The 15,388-nt window shown below is 63.9% G+C and carries 15 protein-coding genes; 9 read left to right on the forward strand and 6 right to left on the reverse strand.

The window, feature by feature from the left end:
• The first annotated feature begins 253 nt into the window (after nucleotides 1-253).
• The 3 genes from tenA to ACSFDB_RS06650 are packed head-to-tail and all read left to right on the forward strand — an operon-like array spanning nucleotide 254 to nucleotide 1,844.
• Nucleotides 254-913: a thiaminase II gene (tenA, locus tag ACSFDB_RS06640; protein WP_440770239.1), complete on the forward strand. Its 660-nt coding sequence runs from the start codon at nucleotides 254-256 to the stop codon at nucleotides 911-913.
• Nucleotides 910-1,659, forward strand: coding sequence for a TenA family protein (locus tag ACSFDB_RS06645; protein ID WP_440770240.1), 750 nt, complete (start codon nucleotides 910-912; stop codon nucleotides 1,657-1,659). The genes tenA and ACSFDB_RS06645 overlap by 4 nt, the downstream gene beginning before the upstream one ends.
• Nucleotides 1,660-1,673: 14 nt before the next feature.
• Entirely contained in the window at nucleotides 1,674-1,844 is a 171-nt protein-coding gene (locus tag ACSFDB_RS06650) for a hypothetical protein (RefSeq protein ID WP_440770241.1), read from the forward strand.
• Nucleotides 1,845-2,114: 270 nt separating this feature from the next.
• On the opposite strand, the gene ACSFDB_RS06655 is transcribed toward ACSFDB_RS06650, so the two are convergent.
• Nucleotides 2,115-2,753, reverse strand: a complete 639-nt coding sequence (locus tag ACSFDB_RS06655) for a hypothetical protein (RefSeq protein WP_440770242.1) — start codon at nucleotides 2,751-2,753, stop codon at nucleotides 2,115-2,117.
• A gap of 198 nt (nucleotides 2,754-2,951) precedes the next feature.
• On the opposite strand from ACSFDB_RS06655, the gene rqcH reads away from it, so the two are divergent.
• The 5 genes from rqcH (at nucleotide 2,952) to ACSFDB_RS06680 (ending at nucleotide 10,179) form a co-directional block, all read left to right on the forward strand.
• The gene (gene rqcH, locus ACSFDB_RS06660; protein WP_440770243.1) at nucleotides 2,952-5,129 is read left to right on the forward strand and encodes a ribosome rescue protein RqcH; all 2,178 of its coding nucleotides are present in this window, start codon (nucleotides 2,952-2,954) and stop codon (nucleotides 5,127-5,129) included.
• Between the two features lie 219 nt (nucleotides 5,130-5,348).
• Nucleotides 5,349-6,794 carry a cyclic 2,3-diphosphoglycerate synthetase gene (locus ACSFDB_RS06665; protein ID WP_440770244.1) on the forward strand — a complete coding sequence of 482 codons (1,446 nt, stop codon included), beginning with the start codon at nucleotides 5,349-5,351 and terminating at the stop codon, nucleotides 6,792-6,794.
• Nucleotides 6,791-7,672, forward strand: a complete 882-nt coding sequence (locus ACSFDB_RS06670; RefSeq protein WP_440770245.1) for an AAA family ATPase — start codon at nucleotides 6,791-6,793, stop codon at nucleotides 7,670-7,672. The genes ACSFDB_RS06665 and ACSFDB_RS06670 overlap by 4 nt, the downstream gene beginning before the upstream one ends.
• Before the next feature lie 176 nt (nucleotides 7,673-7,848).
• Nucleotides 7,849-8,628, forward strand: coding sequence for a PHP domain-containing protein (locus tag ACSFDB_RS06675; RefSeq protein WP_440770246.1), 780 nt, complete (start codon nucleotides 7,849-7,851; stop codon nucleotides 8,626-8,628).
• A 480-nt stretch (nucleotides 8,629-9,108) separates the two neighbouring features.
• Complete coding sequence (locus ACSFDB_RS06680; protein ID WP_440770247.1) at nucleotides 9,109-10,179, forward strand: CehA/McbA family metallohydrolase domain-containing protein; 1,071 nt, start codon at nucleotides 9,109-9,111, stop codon at nucleotides 10,177-10,179.
• Between the two features lie 353 nt (nucleotides 10,180-10,532).
• Here the strand turns inward: ACSFDB_RS06680 and ACSFDB_RS06685 are convergent, their stop codons facing one another.
• From ACSFDB_RS06685 to ACSFDB_RS06700, 4 genes are all read right to left on the reverse strand, one after another.
• A complete protein-coding gene (locus ACSFDB_RS06685; RefSeq protein WP_440764122.1) occupies nucleotides 10,533-10,826 on the reverse strand; it encodes a DUF6360 family protein in 294 nt (97 codons plus the stop codon).
• Nucleotides 10,827-10,980: 154 nt separating this feature from the next.
• Nucleotides 10,981-11,754, reverse strand: coding sequence for a 2-oxo acid dehydrogenase subunit E2 (locus ACSFDB_RS06690; RefSeq protein WP_440770248.1), 774 nt, complete (start codon nucleotides 11,752-11,754; stop codon nucleotides 10,981-10,983).
• 162 nt (nucleotides 11,755-11,916) lie between these two features.
• Nucleotides 11,917-13,695 (reverse strand): nitrite/sulfite reductase, encoded by a 1,779-nt coding sequence (locus ACSFDB_RS06695; protein WP_440770249.1) that lies wholly within the window; start codon nucleotides 13,693-13,695, stop codon nucleotides 11,917-11,919.
• Nucleotides 13,696-13,800: 105 nt separating this feature from the next.
• Entirely contained in the window at nucleotides 13,801-14,115 is a 315-nt protein-coding gene (locus ACSFDB_RS06700; RefSeq protein ID WP_440770250.1) for a DUF8134 family protein, read from the reverse strand.
• Between the two features lie 325 nt (nucleotides 14,116-14,440).
• On the opposite strand from ACSFDB_RS06700, the gene ACSFDB_RS06705 reads away from it, so the two are divergent.
• A complete protein-coding gene (locus tag ACSFDB_RS06705) occupies nucleotides 14,441-14,734 on the forward strand; it encodes a hypothetical protein (RefSeq protein WP_090303297.1) in 294 nt (97 codons plus the stop codon).
• A gap of 93 nt (nucleotides 14,735-14,827) precedes the next feature.
• On the opposite strand, the gene ACSFDB_RS06710 is transcribed toward ACSFDB_RS06705, so the two are convergent.
• On the reverse strand, nucleotides 14,828-15,367 hold the full coding sequence (locus ACSFDB_RS06710; RefSeq protein WP_440770251.1) for a hypothetical protein: 540 nt from the start codon (nucleotides 15,365-15,367) through the stop codon (nucleotides 14,828-14,830).
• Nucleotides 15,368-15,388 lie beyond the last annotated feature (21 nt).

The following is a 15,388-nucleotide window of genomic DNA, read 5'->3' on the forward strand; positions in this document are numbered from 1 at the left end:
CAACGGCACACCGAGTTGCCTCTCAGCACGCCGATATCGCTCCCCAAATCGTTCGCCCCCACCGAACGACCGATCACGGCGTGCGCTTTTGTCCTCGCTTGACGCAGTTTCTAGCCAGATACGGGTACGTTTCGCACGAGTAGAGGTCTCGAACCTTCATCCGTCGCGACCGACAGCGTCGAGCCCTTCCGGGAGATCATCAGGTTATACTAGTTCGTTATAATACGCTGGCGGTCTTCAGTCTCGAGTCGAAATGGGATTCAGCGACCAATTGCTAGAAGACGGTGCCCACATCTGGGCGGCACAGAAAGACCACCCGTTCGTTCGCGAACTCGCGGCGGGAACGTTAGATGAGGCGGCCTTTCGCCACTGGGTGAAACAGGACTATCGCTACCTGCTCGACTACGCGCGGCTGTTCTCGATCGCGGGCTCGAAAGCTCGCGACGAAGAAACGATGACCCATCTGCTGGGAGTCGCCCACGACGTACTCGACCACGAGATGGACCTCCACCGGGAGTTTGCGGCAGACTACGGGATCGAACAGGCAGAACTCGAGTCCGTCCAGAAAGCGCCGACCTGCGTCGCCTACACGAGTTTTCTCGTGCGAACGGCCTACGAGGGGTCGATCGCCGAAATCGCGGCGGCGCTTTTCCCCTGCATGCAGGGCTACCTCGACGTCGCCGAGCACATGGCGGATCTGGCCGACGAAGAGCACCAGTACACGCCGTTCATCGAGCTGTACACGGGCGAGGAGTTCCGCGAGGCCACCGCATGGTGTCGGGAGTTCGTCGATCACTGCGGCGAGGCCTACCCCGGCGAGCACGACGCCATGCGCGAGGCGTTTCTGACGAGCGCCAAACTCGAGTACCGGTTCTGGGAGATGGCGTACACGCTCGAGGGGTGGGAGCTATGACTGTATCGTTCGAGACGTACGCGGAGTACGCAGCCAGCGCCGACGGAACCGACGACGAGCCCAGGTTCACCGACTGGCTCCGCGAGCGTTCGGAACCTGCTTGGACCGATGCGGTCGAACACCCGTTCACGGACGAACTCGGTGCCGGGACGCTGTCGACGGACGCCTTCGCCGACTACCTCGTCCAGGACTACGCGTTCGTCAACGACCTCGTCAGCGTCTTCGGCCGCGCGGTCGGGCAGGCCCCTGATATGGCTGCGAAACGACCGCTCGTCGAGTTCCTCGACACGATCACCGACGACGAGGACGACTACTTCGTGCGCTCGTTCGACGCGCTCGAGGTGCCCGACTCGCGCCGAACCGATCCGGAACTGGCCGAACCCACTGCGGCGTTTATCGATCTGCTCGGCCGGGCGTCCCGCGAGGGCGGCTACGCGGAGACGCTCGCTGTACTGGTTCCCGCCGAGTGGATCTACGAGCGCTGGGCCGTCGCCGCCGTCGGGACGTACGCGGACCCCGACGCCGACGGCCCGCCGACCGCGGGCGCCGACCTGCCGTTCTACTACGCCGAGTGGATCGACCTCCACGCGATCGCGGGCTTTCGCGAGTTCGTCGACTGGCTCCGCGGCCAACTCGACGCCGTCGGCCCCGAGCTATCGCCGCGGCGACAGACTCGAGTCGAGTCGCTGTTCCGGCGAACGGTCGACCTCGAGGTCGCGTTCTTCGACGCGGCGTACGACGACTGAGCGGCGAGGTCGACGTGGGCGACGATGAACTGGCGGTCACGACCGACTCTCGGCTGACGCTCCACGTCGGTGACGCGACCGAGAGCGTGACGGCCGCCTGCGAAGACCTCCGCGAACTGGATCGCGTACTTGGCGTCGATCGCTTCGAGACGGTGGACGGTCCGTGTCGCATGAAACGTTGGTGACGACCGCAAGCGTCGCTTCCGAATCGCCCGTGTCGGGAGCCGTTCAGTAGAGAAGTAGTGATTCAACTGCCAAGCATCCGTGCGAACGAAGTGAGCGCGGTTCACCGACGCGAGGCCGGAGGCCGAGCCGTCGGCCGTTTTTCATCGAAGTTCTTGCGCCAGCGCGGGACCTTTGGTCCCGCGGGCCATGCGAACGGGCGCTTCGCGCCCGTGAGCAGACGAGTGGCGAGCGAGCATCGCGAGCGAACCCGAGGCGGAAAAAGTTCGGTTCTAGTCGATCGTGACCTCGACCTCGAGGATTCCGAGATACGGCGGTGCGTTACCGCCACTCTGGCGCAACTCGGTCGCGCTCGAGCCGATGTAGTCGTAGAACTCCGAGGGGTTCTGCGGGATCACCGGCGTGCCGTCGTCGCGCTTGAGATACGCCGGCGCGTCGGTTCGCTCGATGCGGTCGACGCGCTCCTCCCAGTCGCTGCCCGAGTAGAGGAAGACGCCGAATGAGAACCGGCCGGCGGCGAGCGCGTCGTGTTTCGTCTCGAACATCGTCGCCTCCTCGGTCTTGTACTCCTCGTCGCTCACCCAGGCGAGCGCCGCCACGCCGTCGGCCTGCAGGAGGTAGAGATCCCAGCCGAGCTGGGCGTCGAACACCGCCCAGGTGTTTCGCGGGCCGACCGTATCGACTTCGACGCTGAACGCGGGTCGACTTCGGGACGGCTCGTGGATGAACGTCGCGTCGTAGCCCGGTGCGCGGATGCCCCGGTCGTGGTAGACGATGCCGTCGACGGGGATGTCGACGTCGAGGTTCGCGACGATCTCTCTGACGGAGAACGCGCCCTCGTCCTCGAGGTGGTCGACGAACGTGGGGAACCGGGAGACGCTCTTCCACGGGCGGTCGTCTGGCTGGCTCATGGGTGGCGACCTCCGCTGTCCTGTTCGCGCTGCTGGATGCGCCACCCGGCCCGCTTCCGTCGGGCGTCGACAGTGTCGCTCATACGGTCACGAAGGGGGTCGGTCCGGATTAGCCTTTCCGACTGTCGTTCCCGTCTCACCCTTGCCGTCGCCGCGACGGAGCGACACGCCTTTTTGACAGCGCCGGGCAGTTACGATATGGATCCAAAGCGGGAGCTTACGAGCGTCGACCTCGCTGCCCTCGTCGGGGAACTCGGGGCCTACGAGGGAGCGAAGCTCGACAAGGCCTATCTTTACGGCGACGATCTCGTCCGACTCAAGATGCGGGACTTCGATCGCGGCCGGCTCGAACTCATCATCGAGGTGGGCGAGGTCAAACGCGCCCACACGGTCGCCCCCGAGCGCGTGCCGGACGCCCCGGGCCGACCGCCGCAGTTCGCGATGATGCTCCGGAATCGCCTGTCGGGTGCCGACTTCGCCGGCGTCGAGCAGTTCGAGTTCGACCGCATCCTCGAGTTCACGTTCGAGCGCGAGGACGGCACCACCCGAATCATCGTCGAGCTGTTCGGACAGGGGAACGTCGCCGTCACCGACGGCGAGTACGAGGTGATCGACTGCCTCGAGACCGTTCGTCTGAAGTCGAGGACGGTCGTCCCGGGCTCGCGTTACGAGTTCCCCGACAGCCGAACGAACCCGCTGACGGTCTCCCGTGAGGCCTTCGACTACGAGATGGAAGAGTCGGACACCGACGTCGTCCGTACGCTTGCGACCCAGCTCAACTTCGGCGGCCTCTACGCCGAGGAGATCTGTACCCGCGCCGGCGTCGAGAAGGCGATGGACATCAGCGACGCCGGCGAGGACGTCTACGATCGACTCTACGAGGCGATCGAACGGCTGGCGCTCGATCTGCGAAACAGTAACTTCGATCCGCGACTCTACTTCGCGGACGAGAGCGAGGACGACGACGGCAGCGAGGACGGCGAGGAGAACGACGGGGACGGCGGCGACTCGAGTCCGGAGCGCGTCGTCGACGCGACGCCGTTCCCGCTCGAGGAACACGTCGAACTGCCCTCGGAGCCGTACGACTCCTACCTGAGCGCGCTCGACGACTACTTCTTCCGACTCGAACTCGAGGAGGAAGGCGAGCCGGATCCGACCGACCAGCGTCCCGACTTCGAGGAGGAGATCGCCAAACAGGAGCGCATCATCGAGCAACAGCAGGGCGCGATCGAGGGCTTCGAGCAGGAGGCCGACATGCTGCGCGAGCAGGCCGAGTCGCTGTACGCCGAGTACGGCCTTGTCGACGACATCCTCTCGACGATTCAGGAGGCGCGCGCCCAGGATCGACCCTGGGACGAGATCGAGGAGCGCTTCGAGGCCGGCGCGGAGCAGGGGATCGAGGCCGCGGAGGCGGTCATCGACGTCGACGGCAGTGAAGGAATCGTGACGGTCGAGGTCGACGGCGAGTACATCGATCTCGAGACCACCCAGGGCGTCGAGCAGAACGCCGACCGACTCTACACCGAGGCCAAAGCCGTCGAGGAAAAAAAGGAGGGGGCGCTCGCGGCCATCGAGAACACTCGGAAGGACCTCGAGGAAGCCAAGCGCCGCCGCGACCAGTGGGAAGCCGACGACGGCGAGGACGAAGGAGACGACGCGGACGAGACAGAGCGCGAGGATCGAGACTGGCTCTCGATGCCCTCCGTCCCGATCCGCGAGAACGAGCCCTGGTACGACCGGTTCCGCTGGTTCCACACCAGCGACGGCTACCTCGTGATCGGCGGGCGCAACGCCGACCAGAACGAGGAACTCGTCAAGAAGTACCTCGAGCCGGGAGACAAAGTCCTCCACACGCAGGCCCACGGCGGCCCCGTCACCGTCCTGAAAGCCACCGATCCGAGCGAGGCGTCCTCCTCGGATATCGAACTGCCCGAGACGAGCATCGAGGAGGCCGCCCAGTTCGCCGTCTCCTACGCGTCGGTCTGGAAGGACGGCCGCTACGCGGGCGACGTCTACGCCGTGGACTCCGACCAGGTCACCAAGACGCCCGAGAGCGGCGAGTACCTCGAGAAAGGCGGCTTCGCGATTCGCGGCGATCGAACCTACTACGACGATACGCCGGTCGGCGTCGCGGTCGGCATCCAGTGTGAACCGTACACCCGCGTCATCGGCGGGCCGCCCTCGGCCGTTGTCGATCAGGCGGCGACGACGATCGAACTCGAGCCCGGTCGCTACGCGCAGGCCGACGCGGCCAAACGGCTCTATCGACGGTTCCGCGAGCAGTTCGAGGACGAGTCGTTCGTCCGGAAAATCGCCAGCCCGGACCGCATTCAACACTTCATGCCGCCGGGTGGGAGTCGGATCGCCGAGGAGTGACTGGCCGGTGAGCCACAGCCCGGCGCGGAAGCAGCTATCGAACCGGGCTTAGCGTCGTTATCTTGAGGGGCTGTCGATCGTACCGGTCCGAGACGCGGTCGGTTCGCGCGAACGAATCGCGTCTCGAGGGTACGATCTTCGCTGCGGGAATGTCACCGCTACACCTCTAGGCGGTGTTATAGCATGGCTAGTGTTTTTTCTCGACAAGGGTGGGGTGGAATGGTACCGAAGTTCATGAGCGAGACATCAACTAACACGAAGATGCCCCTTCACCTGTCCGACGCGGCTCTCGATCGATTCGATGGGGACGACGTCGTCTGCCTGGTCGACGGGGAGCACTATCCGCCGGTAACGACGGCAACACTCGAGGCGCTCGAAGCGAACGACGCGGTTGTCTCCGGACTCGTCTTTCTGGGTGGGACCGAAAAGATCGAAGACCCGACGGAGGCGTTAGCAGCGACCGGAACTGCCGCCGAAATCTATACTCCGGACGGTGACGTTCTCGACGCGATCGAACGGGCGATTGTCGAACAGAACCCGTCGCTCGTCGTCGACCTGTCGGACGAACCGGTCGTAACCTACGAGGATCGATTCGAGATCGCATCGACGATCCTGACTCACGGGGTCGACTACATCGGTGCGGATTTCGTTTTCGAGAGCCCCGAGGCGAACGACGTGCTAGAACAACCAAGTATCTCGATTATCGGGACGGGAAAACGGATCGGGAAGACCGCCGTGAGCGTTTCGATTGCCCGGACGATGGACGAGGAGGGATACGATCCGACGATCGTTTGCATGGGCCGTGGTGGGCCGCCCGACCCGGTCGTCGTCGACACGAGCGAGCGAACGATCGACGCGGATGCGCTCATCGAACTGGCAGAACGCGGGGAACACGCCGCGTCGGACTACCTGGAGGACGCGCTGCTCGCCGACGTGCCCACCGTCGGCTGCAGGCGATGTGGTGGCGGAATGGCGGGAAATCCCGTCGCCTCGAACGTGGTTGCCGGAGCCGAGCGGACGGTCGACCTCGCCGACGGCTTCGTCATCATGGAAGGATCGGGTGCGACGATCCCCCCGGTCGAGACGGACGCGAGGATCGCCCTCATCGGAGCGGCCCAGCCGCTCGAACACATTCTACAGTACTTCGGACAGTATCGCGTGCAAACGTCAGATATGGCGGTGGTGACGATGTGTGAAGAACCGCTTGCAAGCGAGGAGAAGGTACGACGAATCGAGGAGGGGATCACTAGTCTCGCTCCGGATCTCGAGTATCTACTGACGACGTTCCGACCGGTCCCTGGCGAAGATATCGCTGGGCGATCGGTCTTCGTCGCCACGACCGCGCCGGAGTCGGTCGCATCTACTATCGAAACGGCTCTCGAGGAGGAACACGGCTGCGACGTCGTCGGCCTCAGTACCAACCTCTCGAACCGGCCCAAACTCCGGAGTGACCTGGACGACGGGATGGGTGACGCCGACGTGTTGCTCACGGAGATCAAAGCTGCCTCGATCGACGTCGCCGGACGATACGCGAAGGAAAACGGGCTGGAGATCGTGTTCATGCACAACGAGGCGACGCCGATCCGTGGGAGCGTCGACAGCCTGGATGCGGGGGTGATATCGCTCTGTGAACGAACGCTTGCCGGCCATAGCTCGAACGAATGACTGACGTACTCAAAGACGGGAACACGCATCCGTTCTCGAAGGGGCTGCTTGCCACCTCGCTGGCGATCACCGGATTACCGCTGGAGGAACGATACGAGATCGTCAGGGAGATCGATCGTGAACTCGACCGGGTCGAGGTCGTCCACTCGAGGGAGCTCCAACAGCGAGTGCAACGGAAGCTGCGAGAGAGAGGATTGCAAAGAGAGGAGAAAATTCACAGGGTAACCAGACAGCTGTCGAGGCTGGAGAAGCCGCTGTTTATCCTGCTGGGCGGCACCGCAGGGATCGGCAAGTCGACGCTCTCCGTCGAACTCGCTCACCGACTCGACATCAACAGGATCATCGAAACCGACACTGTCCGCGAGATCATGCGAAGTATGGTGTCGACGGAACTGGTTCCGTCCCTACACCAGTCCAGTTTCAATGCCGACCAAACGGTGAAAGCCGACCTGGTGGACGACTCCCTCATCTACGGGTTCAATCAGCAGGTCAACGTCGTCAGTACAGGGGTCAAGCCGGTCATCGACAGAGGCGTCGAAGAGGGCGTGAACTCGATCGTCGACGGCGTCCACGTCGTGCCAGGCTATCTGGGGATGAGGGATCGGGACGATTGTCATACGTTTCGGTACGTTCTGGAGGTGCCGGACAAAGCGGAACACGCCAGGCGGTTCCAGACCAGAGCGAATACGAGCAACAGGAACGCCGAACGCTACCTCAAGAACATCGAGGACATCCGAACGCTTCAGGAGTACATCGTCGAGCAAGGAAAGCGGAACGGAGCGACGATTATCACCAACGAAAATATGGAACAGACGATCGAGGAGATCATAGACGACGTAACGACCGAACTGGGGCCGCTCGTGACACCTTCAGCCTGACATGGTGAGTCGACTCCAGCCGTGGCGGTTGATTCGGCCCGCAGTCGCCGAGTGGGGAGCGACGAATTGACTCGAGACGAGTTCCGAAGCCTGCCGACGGCAACCAGGAGACGGACGTCACCCGCGGACGATGCACGTCGGCTCGGCCGATCGCATACCGACAATTGACAGCAAGAATGGTAGTTGCAGATCTCCACGTACACACGACGAACTCGGATGGAACGCTAACGCTTGCAACGCTCCGCGAAGCCGCCGAGCGGGCCGGCATCGAGGCGGTTGCAGTCACTGATCACGACCGGGTCCATCCCGATCTGGAGCGCCCGCTGACCAGAAGCGGCAGGATCGAGATCGTTCACGGCATCGAACTGGGCGTGACGACCGGAGAGCTGCGCGTCGATCTGCTCGGCTACGGCGTTCGGCGATCGGATCGTCTGCAGGAACTCCTCGAGACGGTGCAAGCGAACCGGGTCGAGCGCGCGCGACAGATTGTGGCCCGCGTCGAGGACAGACTCGGCGTCGAATTAGCCGTCGACGTCGAACCTGGAATCCATCGGACGCACATCGCCCACGCGATCGACCGCAGCGACGCGCCGTACGATTACCGACGGGCCAGAGACGAACTCATCGGAGACGGCTGTCCGTGCCACGTCCAGCGGATGGTTCCTGAATTCGACCGCGGACGGCGCGTGCTCTCGGAGGCCTGTGCGCTGGTCGGACTTGCACACCCGCTTCGGTACCCCGACCCGGAGCGTGCATTGGCGCTATCCGCGGACCTCGACGCCGTCGAACTCGCCTATCCCTACGACCGGGCCGTCGACGTCGCGTCTGTCGTGGCGGCGATCAACGACCACGACCTGGTGGCGACGGGCGGGAGTGACGCCCACGACGACCGACTCGGACTCGCCGGGGTGGACCGAGCAACCTACGATCGCATCCGATCGAGAATACGGGACTGAGACGGTCTGGTGTAACAGCTGACCGGAGCAACCCCAAAACGGATCGCGGTCGCCCGGATCGTGATACACAGAAGTCAGCCATTGTTTCCTCACAACAGTCACGCCGCCCGTTGAACTATCGCGCTAGCGGATGCTACCGGAGTGCAGTAGAGCGCTATATATCCCTCTGTGTGCCTCATATACAGCGTTATCTGCCTCCGTTGTTTCGTGAGACGTGTGGCGAAGGCCGTAGTCGATCGCTCGGGTGACCCGTCGCCGGTTGGAGTGGACCACAACACTCGAGAGACGTTCGAACTGACACGGTTAGCCCGGCCGGATCCGACCGTCAACGTTGGCTGTCGATGTCGCACCACCATAAAAAGCGTGAACGATCGAACGCCGAGAGTCATCCGTACCCGGTGAACATCCATACTGCAACCGCCGGGTCGATGCGCGGCCGGCCTCGACACCCCATATCGTCCCCCACAACCCACACAGAAAATGAAAGATACCCGCTCACGAGCCGGCTCATCGCCCGTCACACTGAACCCCTACGCTGCTGTCGACTGGGAGACCACCGACCAGTGTCTCTCTCAGTTTCACCTCCACGAGCCGCGAAACTGCATCGATCCGGAGTCTGCCACTCACGACCCAGCCGGCGAGATAGCCGACGGCGGGGACCGAGAGCGACCCTCTCCCGGCCATCTCATCGACAAATACCAGTTCGCCGGCTACAGTGCCCTCGCCGTGACCGAACACGAGTACTACGTCGACGGAACCAAGCACAAAGGCGAGCCCTTCTTCGAGGAGCTCGACGTGACCAGCTGGCCGTGGTCGCAGTGGGAGCGACACGGAGGGGCAGGCGACGTGATTCCGATACAGGGTGCCGAGCTTCGCGGAACCGTCGAGGGTATCGACGAGCGCCACGACATCGTGAGTCTCGACAACGATCTCGGACACGGTCGTGGACAATCCCTTCTGCAAGTCGCCGCCGAAATCGACGAGCGTGGTGGCGTCTCGTTTCTCCCACACCCGGGGCGATACCCCCAGCCCGAAGGCCTCGAAGCCTACGTGGAACTGTTCGAACGGGTCGACACCGTGCTCGGCGTCGAGGCGTTCAACGCGCGGGACCGGTATCCCGGCTGCCGGGACATCTGGGACGAGCTACTCGTCGAGTTCGGATCCCAACGACCGATTTGGGCGTTCGCAAACGACGATTACCACGCCAGACCGCGGTCGCCGGAAAACGAGCGATTCGATCGCTCTCGAACCGTACTGTTGCTCGAGGAGCGATCGCCGGCGGGCGTCATCGACGCGTTGCGGGCCGGCCGAAGTTACGTTCAGTACAACGGAGACAGTATCGCCCCGGCAATCGACTCGATCACCGTCAACGACGTTCGCGCTCGCATCGCGTCGTCGGAGGCGACGTCGGTGCAGTGGATCGGTGACGGCGAACCGATTGCCACCGGAACCACCCTCCCGCTGAGAGACGTGTCGAGCACGTACGTTCGCGCTGAGGCGTCCGGTCCGGGTGGCGCGGTGAGCTGCACACAACCGCTGTTTCTCTCCTGAAACGGTCTACTGTAGCGGTTTGCTGCTGAAACGACAGACGGGTCGCGGTTTCGCTGGAAACGATTTGCGCCACGGGGCCAGCAACGCGACTGCGGTTACGGCTGCGATCAGTGTGAGCAGCCAGCCGAACCGCTCGGTGTCAAGTCTGCCGTCGGCGGCCTCGCTGTCGGTGTCGAACAGTTCGTTCAGAACGCCGGCGTATTTGCTATCGCCGTTGACACCGTGTCCGAGGGAGTGACTCGAGTGGGCGACTCACAGCCCTGCAGCGAGTTGAGCAGGGCGACGAACGAGACGTGTCCGAGCTGCCCCCCGACGAACAGCCCGAAAGAACGGCGTTGACGAACGTGTTCGACTCAGTCCGACTGCCCGTCGTCGGCTGCCTCAACACGGTCTGCGTGTTTCTCGAGGTCGGCCGCGAGCGCTCGGGCCTGCTCGGGGGTCAACTCGAGTTCCTCCATGTGCGCGGGAAGGTGTTCTTCGGTCATGTTGTCGAGCTCGAACTGCAGTCGGACGCAGTCGGGGACCTTCTTATCGGAGGTCGCGTTCGCGACGGCGAACGCCTCGGTTTCGAACTCCTGGCCCTTCGCGACGGCGTCGACGAGGTCGAGCGTCGTGTAAGCGTTGACTTTCATCAGTCGGTCGGTCATGTTGCCGAAGAGCCGTCGAACGCACTTAGGCGACTCGACAGTCGGTGCCGTGAGTCGGTCGTTTCGGGTCAGTCGGAACGAGCCGGTGCAGGTTGCGCGCTGTCACCCCCCGCAACGGTCGAACGCTACGTTCGACCTCCGCGTCTATAGTCCCCTATAACCCGTGTGCCGCTTCGACCAGTTCCTGCAACCGCCGAACGAACCGAGCGGCGGGCGCGCCGTCGACGACGTCGTGGTCGACCGTCACCGTGAGGCTGAGGAACTCCCGCGGCGTTATCTCCCCGTCGACGATGCCCGGTTTCAGATCGATCCCGCCGACCGTGAGCTGGAGCGTATAGTTCGTCGGACTGATCCCCCAGCCGCTGCCGGCGGCGAACATTCCCACAGAGGTTACGGCGACGGTGCCCGCCACGCGTTTCCAGCGCCGAGGCGACACCTGTGGCAGCCGCCACAACAGCCGCCGAACGGGTCCGGGAAGCCGGAGCCCCAGAGAAGCTATCCCGATTCGTCCGCGCTCCACTGGCCTCTCCTGGGCCGTCCGAATTTCGTCGTGAATCGACTCGAGCGAGCGCCGGTTGGCCGCTCTGATCACGTGCGGGACGCCGATCCGTTCCCCGTCACCCTGCCGTTCTACGAGCACGTTCACGTCGACGTCGTCGAACCGGACGACCCGACCCCGCCAGTCGCGATAGCCGTGGACCTGTGGATGCTCCTCGATAGCTCGAGCGAGACAGAACACGAGAAACGCGGTGAACGAGCGTCGGTCTCCCGTTCGCTCCGCTCGGTCGCGAATACGTCGTCTAGCCTCGGTGACGTCGAACTCGACGAGTCCGTGCACGACGCTGCGCCGGCCAGCCATTCGCATGTAGTCGACGGTTCCTCGACGCTGTAACGGAAACGGTTCGATCGTCTCCCCTCGCTCAGTCATGAGCCCAGTAGGTCGATCGGACGCATACGTCTTCGTCCCCCACCGACGTGCTACGGGCAAGGAGGAGTGCCGATAATCGAATCGGTTCGGTGTAAAAGGGCCGAAAGCGCCGTTCGAAGCGCGTCGTCGCGCGCCAGTCGTCGGCGCTCGTAATCGTGCGCGTCAGTCGTCCGACGGGATCGGAGTCCCATCAGCGCGAGCGGGCGCGGGACTCTCGTCTAAGCCGTCCTCGTCGGCGTAGGGGTACCACGTGCGCTTCGTGTTGTGCATGAACGGATCCTCGTAGTCCGTCTCCTCGGGTTCGATCAGTTCGGCGAGTTCCTCGTCGTCGCGGTCGGCGACGAACTCCCGGAAGCTCTGTTCGTCGCTGTCGCGCGCTTCCGCGAAGTTCTCGAGTAGGTTCGCGATCGCGCCGGGAACTTCGTCCGCCGGGACTCGCTCGGTGACCCACGAAGCGAACTGCGGCTCTTCGCCGAGGCCGCCGCCGAGGCCGATATCGAGCGCCTCGACCGGTTCGCCGTTCTTGCGCGTCTTCATGCCGCGCAATGAGACGTCGGCGATCTGGGGCTGGGCGCAGGAGGCCGTACAGCCCGAGAGGTGGATGTGGAAGTTCTCGACGCCCTCGGGGAGGGTGACGTTCTCGGTTAGCCAGCGGCCATAGCGAACCTGGCGGTTCTTCGTCTCGACGATCGAGAGCGAGCAGAACTCGGTACCCGTACAGGCGATGGAGCCGCGCTGGAACGGATGCGGGTCGGGGCTGTAGTCCTCGAGCACCGATTCCGCGCGCAGATCGTCGACGCTTGCCTCGGCCACGTCGGTGAGGATGATGTTCTGGCGCTGGGTGAGTCGAACCTCGCCCGAGCCGTGTTCTTCCGCCGCGTCCGCGAGTGCGTAGCCGTCGTCGACGCCGATCCGGCCGACCAGCACGTTCAGTCCGACGTAGTAGTTGCCGTCGACCTGCTCGTGGACGCCGACGTGGTCGTGTTTGCCGTCGGCCTCGCCCGCGTTGTAGGAGTAGGAGTCTCGAAGGTCCTCGCCCGCGGTCTCGAGTTCGAAGTCGACGTACTCCTCCTGGAGGGTCTCGCGAAGCTTCTCCGGCCCCCACTCGTCGACGAGGAACTTGATGCGCGCGTTGTATCGGTTCTCGCGGTCGCCGTGATCGCGAAACAGCGCCGAGATGCCGCCCGCGACCTCGACGGCCTGCTCCGGCGTGGTGAAGACGTCGATGTTCCGGGCGAACCGCGGTTCGTTGCGCGAGAGACCGCCGCCGACGCGGACGTTGTAGCCGGTTACCGACTCGCCGTCTACCTCCTTCTCGGCGGGCTCGAACGCGAGGTCGTTGATGTCGCCCTGTCCGCAGCCCTCGTCGCAGCCGGTCACCGAGACCTTCCACTTCCGGGGTAGGTTCGAGTGCGCCTCGTTCTCCTTGAACGTGTCGTGAAGCTCGGTCGCAAGCGCGTCGGCGTCGACGTGCTCGTGTTTGTCCTTGCCGGCGACCGGACAGCCGACGATGTTCCGCCAGGAGTCACCGCAGGCCTGCACCGTCGAGAGCCCGACGTCCTCGAGTTGCTCGAAGATTTCGGGGACGTCCTCGAGGCGGATCCAGTGGAGTTGGATCGCCTGTCGGGTCGTCACGTCGAGCCAGCCGTTGCCGAACTCGGGGTTTGCGGCGGGCCCGCGGGAGAACTCGTCCGCGATTTCGACGATGCGTCGGAACTGTCCGGGCTCGAGGACGCCCCCCGGCGGACCGATCCGCATCATGAAGTACGACTCCTGACCGGCTCGCTGGTGGTACAGGCCGTACCACTTGAACCGCTCGAACCAGGCGTCCTGTTCGTCGTCCGGGATCGACTCCCAGCCGTTCTCGGCGAAGTGCTCGATTTCGGCCCGGATATCGGTGCCGTAGAGTTCGTCCTTCCACTGCTCGACGTCAGTAGGCATTGGATCCGTTATATGGTGGGGACGTATAAGCCCCTCCGTCTGTCGTCAGTTTGCCCCGGTTCTCACCGGTTCCGGTCGCCTTTGCCAGTATCGGTCAGCACCGTCTCAGCGCTCGGGCTCTACGAGCGACTGGACGCCTTCGGGGCCGTACGGTTCGAACTCGCTGTCGACAATTTGCCCGATGGGTAATCGATCGATCGAGTCGCGGGTGCCGCAGTCGAGACACTGCCCGACGGCGTCTGCGGTCACGATCGAGCCGTCGACACCGACATCGACGAAGCCTTCGAGCAGGACGTACGCGGGTTCGCAGTCACAGAATACACCTCGAGAGAGCGTCCAGACGTCGCTCACGCTCACCTGGCGGCTGTCGTTGACGCTGATCCACGCGCCGTCGTCGAGCGTTCGCAGTGCGATCGTCATACGATCCGTTGGGCCGCGACGGGTCTCCATCCGTCGGACAGGGCAATGCTTACCGATGTGGCTGTTCCGGGCGAGGCTGAAACCGACCGACTAGGCCGAGATTTTCCCGATCGGTCAGTCCGAGATAGCGGCAGTATTTTCTGGAACGGGCGTCGATCGCCGGCTGGCACAGTTCCCGACTAACACAGCCGACGCTGGACCGAGCGAGGTCGCCGAGTCAGCGGACGATTCGGGAACGATTCGAAGGCAACTCCATCTGTCTCGGCCGAACCGGGCTGCATGTGCCGGGCCCAGGCCTACACCGCCGACGGTAGACGCGTCGACCATGGTCGAACTGGACACCGACACGGAAACCGATCTCGAACTGGGGAAAGCCACGATCGTCTACGAAACCGCAACCGGCGACCTCGAGCGAGCGACCGTCGACAACGACCACATCGCCTACTTCCAGGGCCACTGGCTGTTCGCCTACGGCACCGACGAGGACGGCAACGACGTGGTGCGGCGCGTACCGAAAGAGCGCGTTCGCCTCGTCGAACGCTCCGTCGAGGAGATCGAGGAAGCGTTCGAAACGGCCGTGGACAAGACGAAGGGAAAACTCGAGGATCTCGTCGACTGAGCGAATCGTGCGGCTTCGGGTCGTTCTCTTTTGGATCGCTTCGTTTCAACGGCTGTTCACCGAGTCTCGCACTGGCGGGGGACGAGGTCGCGATCAGTTGTCCTCGCCGCCGTCGGTCTCTGCGTTCGCGTCGATCCGGTCGGTCCACCGTTGCTGGCTCTCGTCGTAGGACGCACCGACCGCGATCAGGAAGCCGATAATCGCCGTTACGACGGCGATGGCGCCGACGGCGACGATCGCGATGGGAAGGACCGATCCCTCGAGGACCTGTGCGGAGGTCAGCAGCGAGACCGCCGTTACGGCCGCGATGAGGGCGAGCAGGCGGCCGAAGCGACCCGTATCGAGTCCGGACCCGGAGACGTCGGTGTCGGTGCTCGTGTCGCGGTCCAGCAACTCGTTGAGGATGCCGTCGTACTCGTCGTCGCTCGAGACGTTACCCAGCGAGTGAATCGAGTGAGCGACCCACAGCCCCGCAGTGAAGTTGAGCAGGGCGACGAACGAGATGAGGCCGATCTCTCCCTGAATAAACAGTCCCGCGAGGACTGCGTTGACGAACGCGAGGACCATGACCGCGTGAACCGCGAGCGAGCGCGTGCCGAAGTCTTCGAAAAGCTGGACGTGTGCGAGTTTCATACACACCATTGGCTCCCCAGG

Origin of the sequence: Natronorubrum amylolyticum, assembly GCF_052040145.1 — an archaeon.
In the GTDB taxonomy this organism is placed as follows: Archaea; Halobacteriota; Halobacteria; order Halobacteriales; family Natrialbaceae; genus Natronorubrum.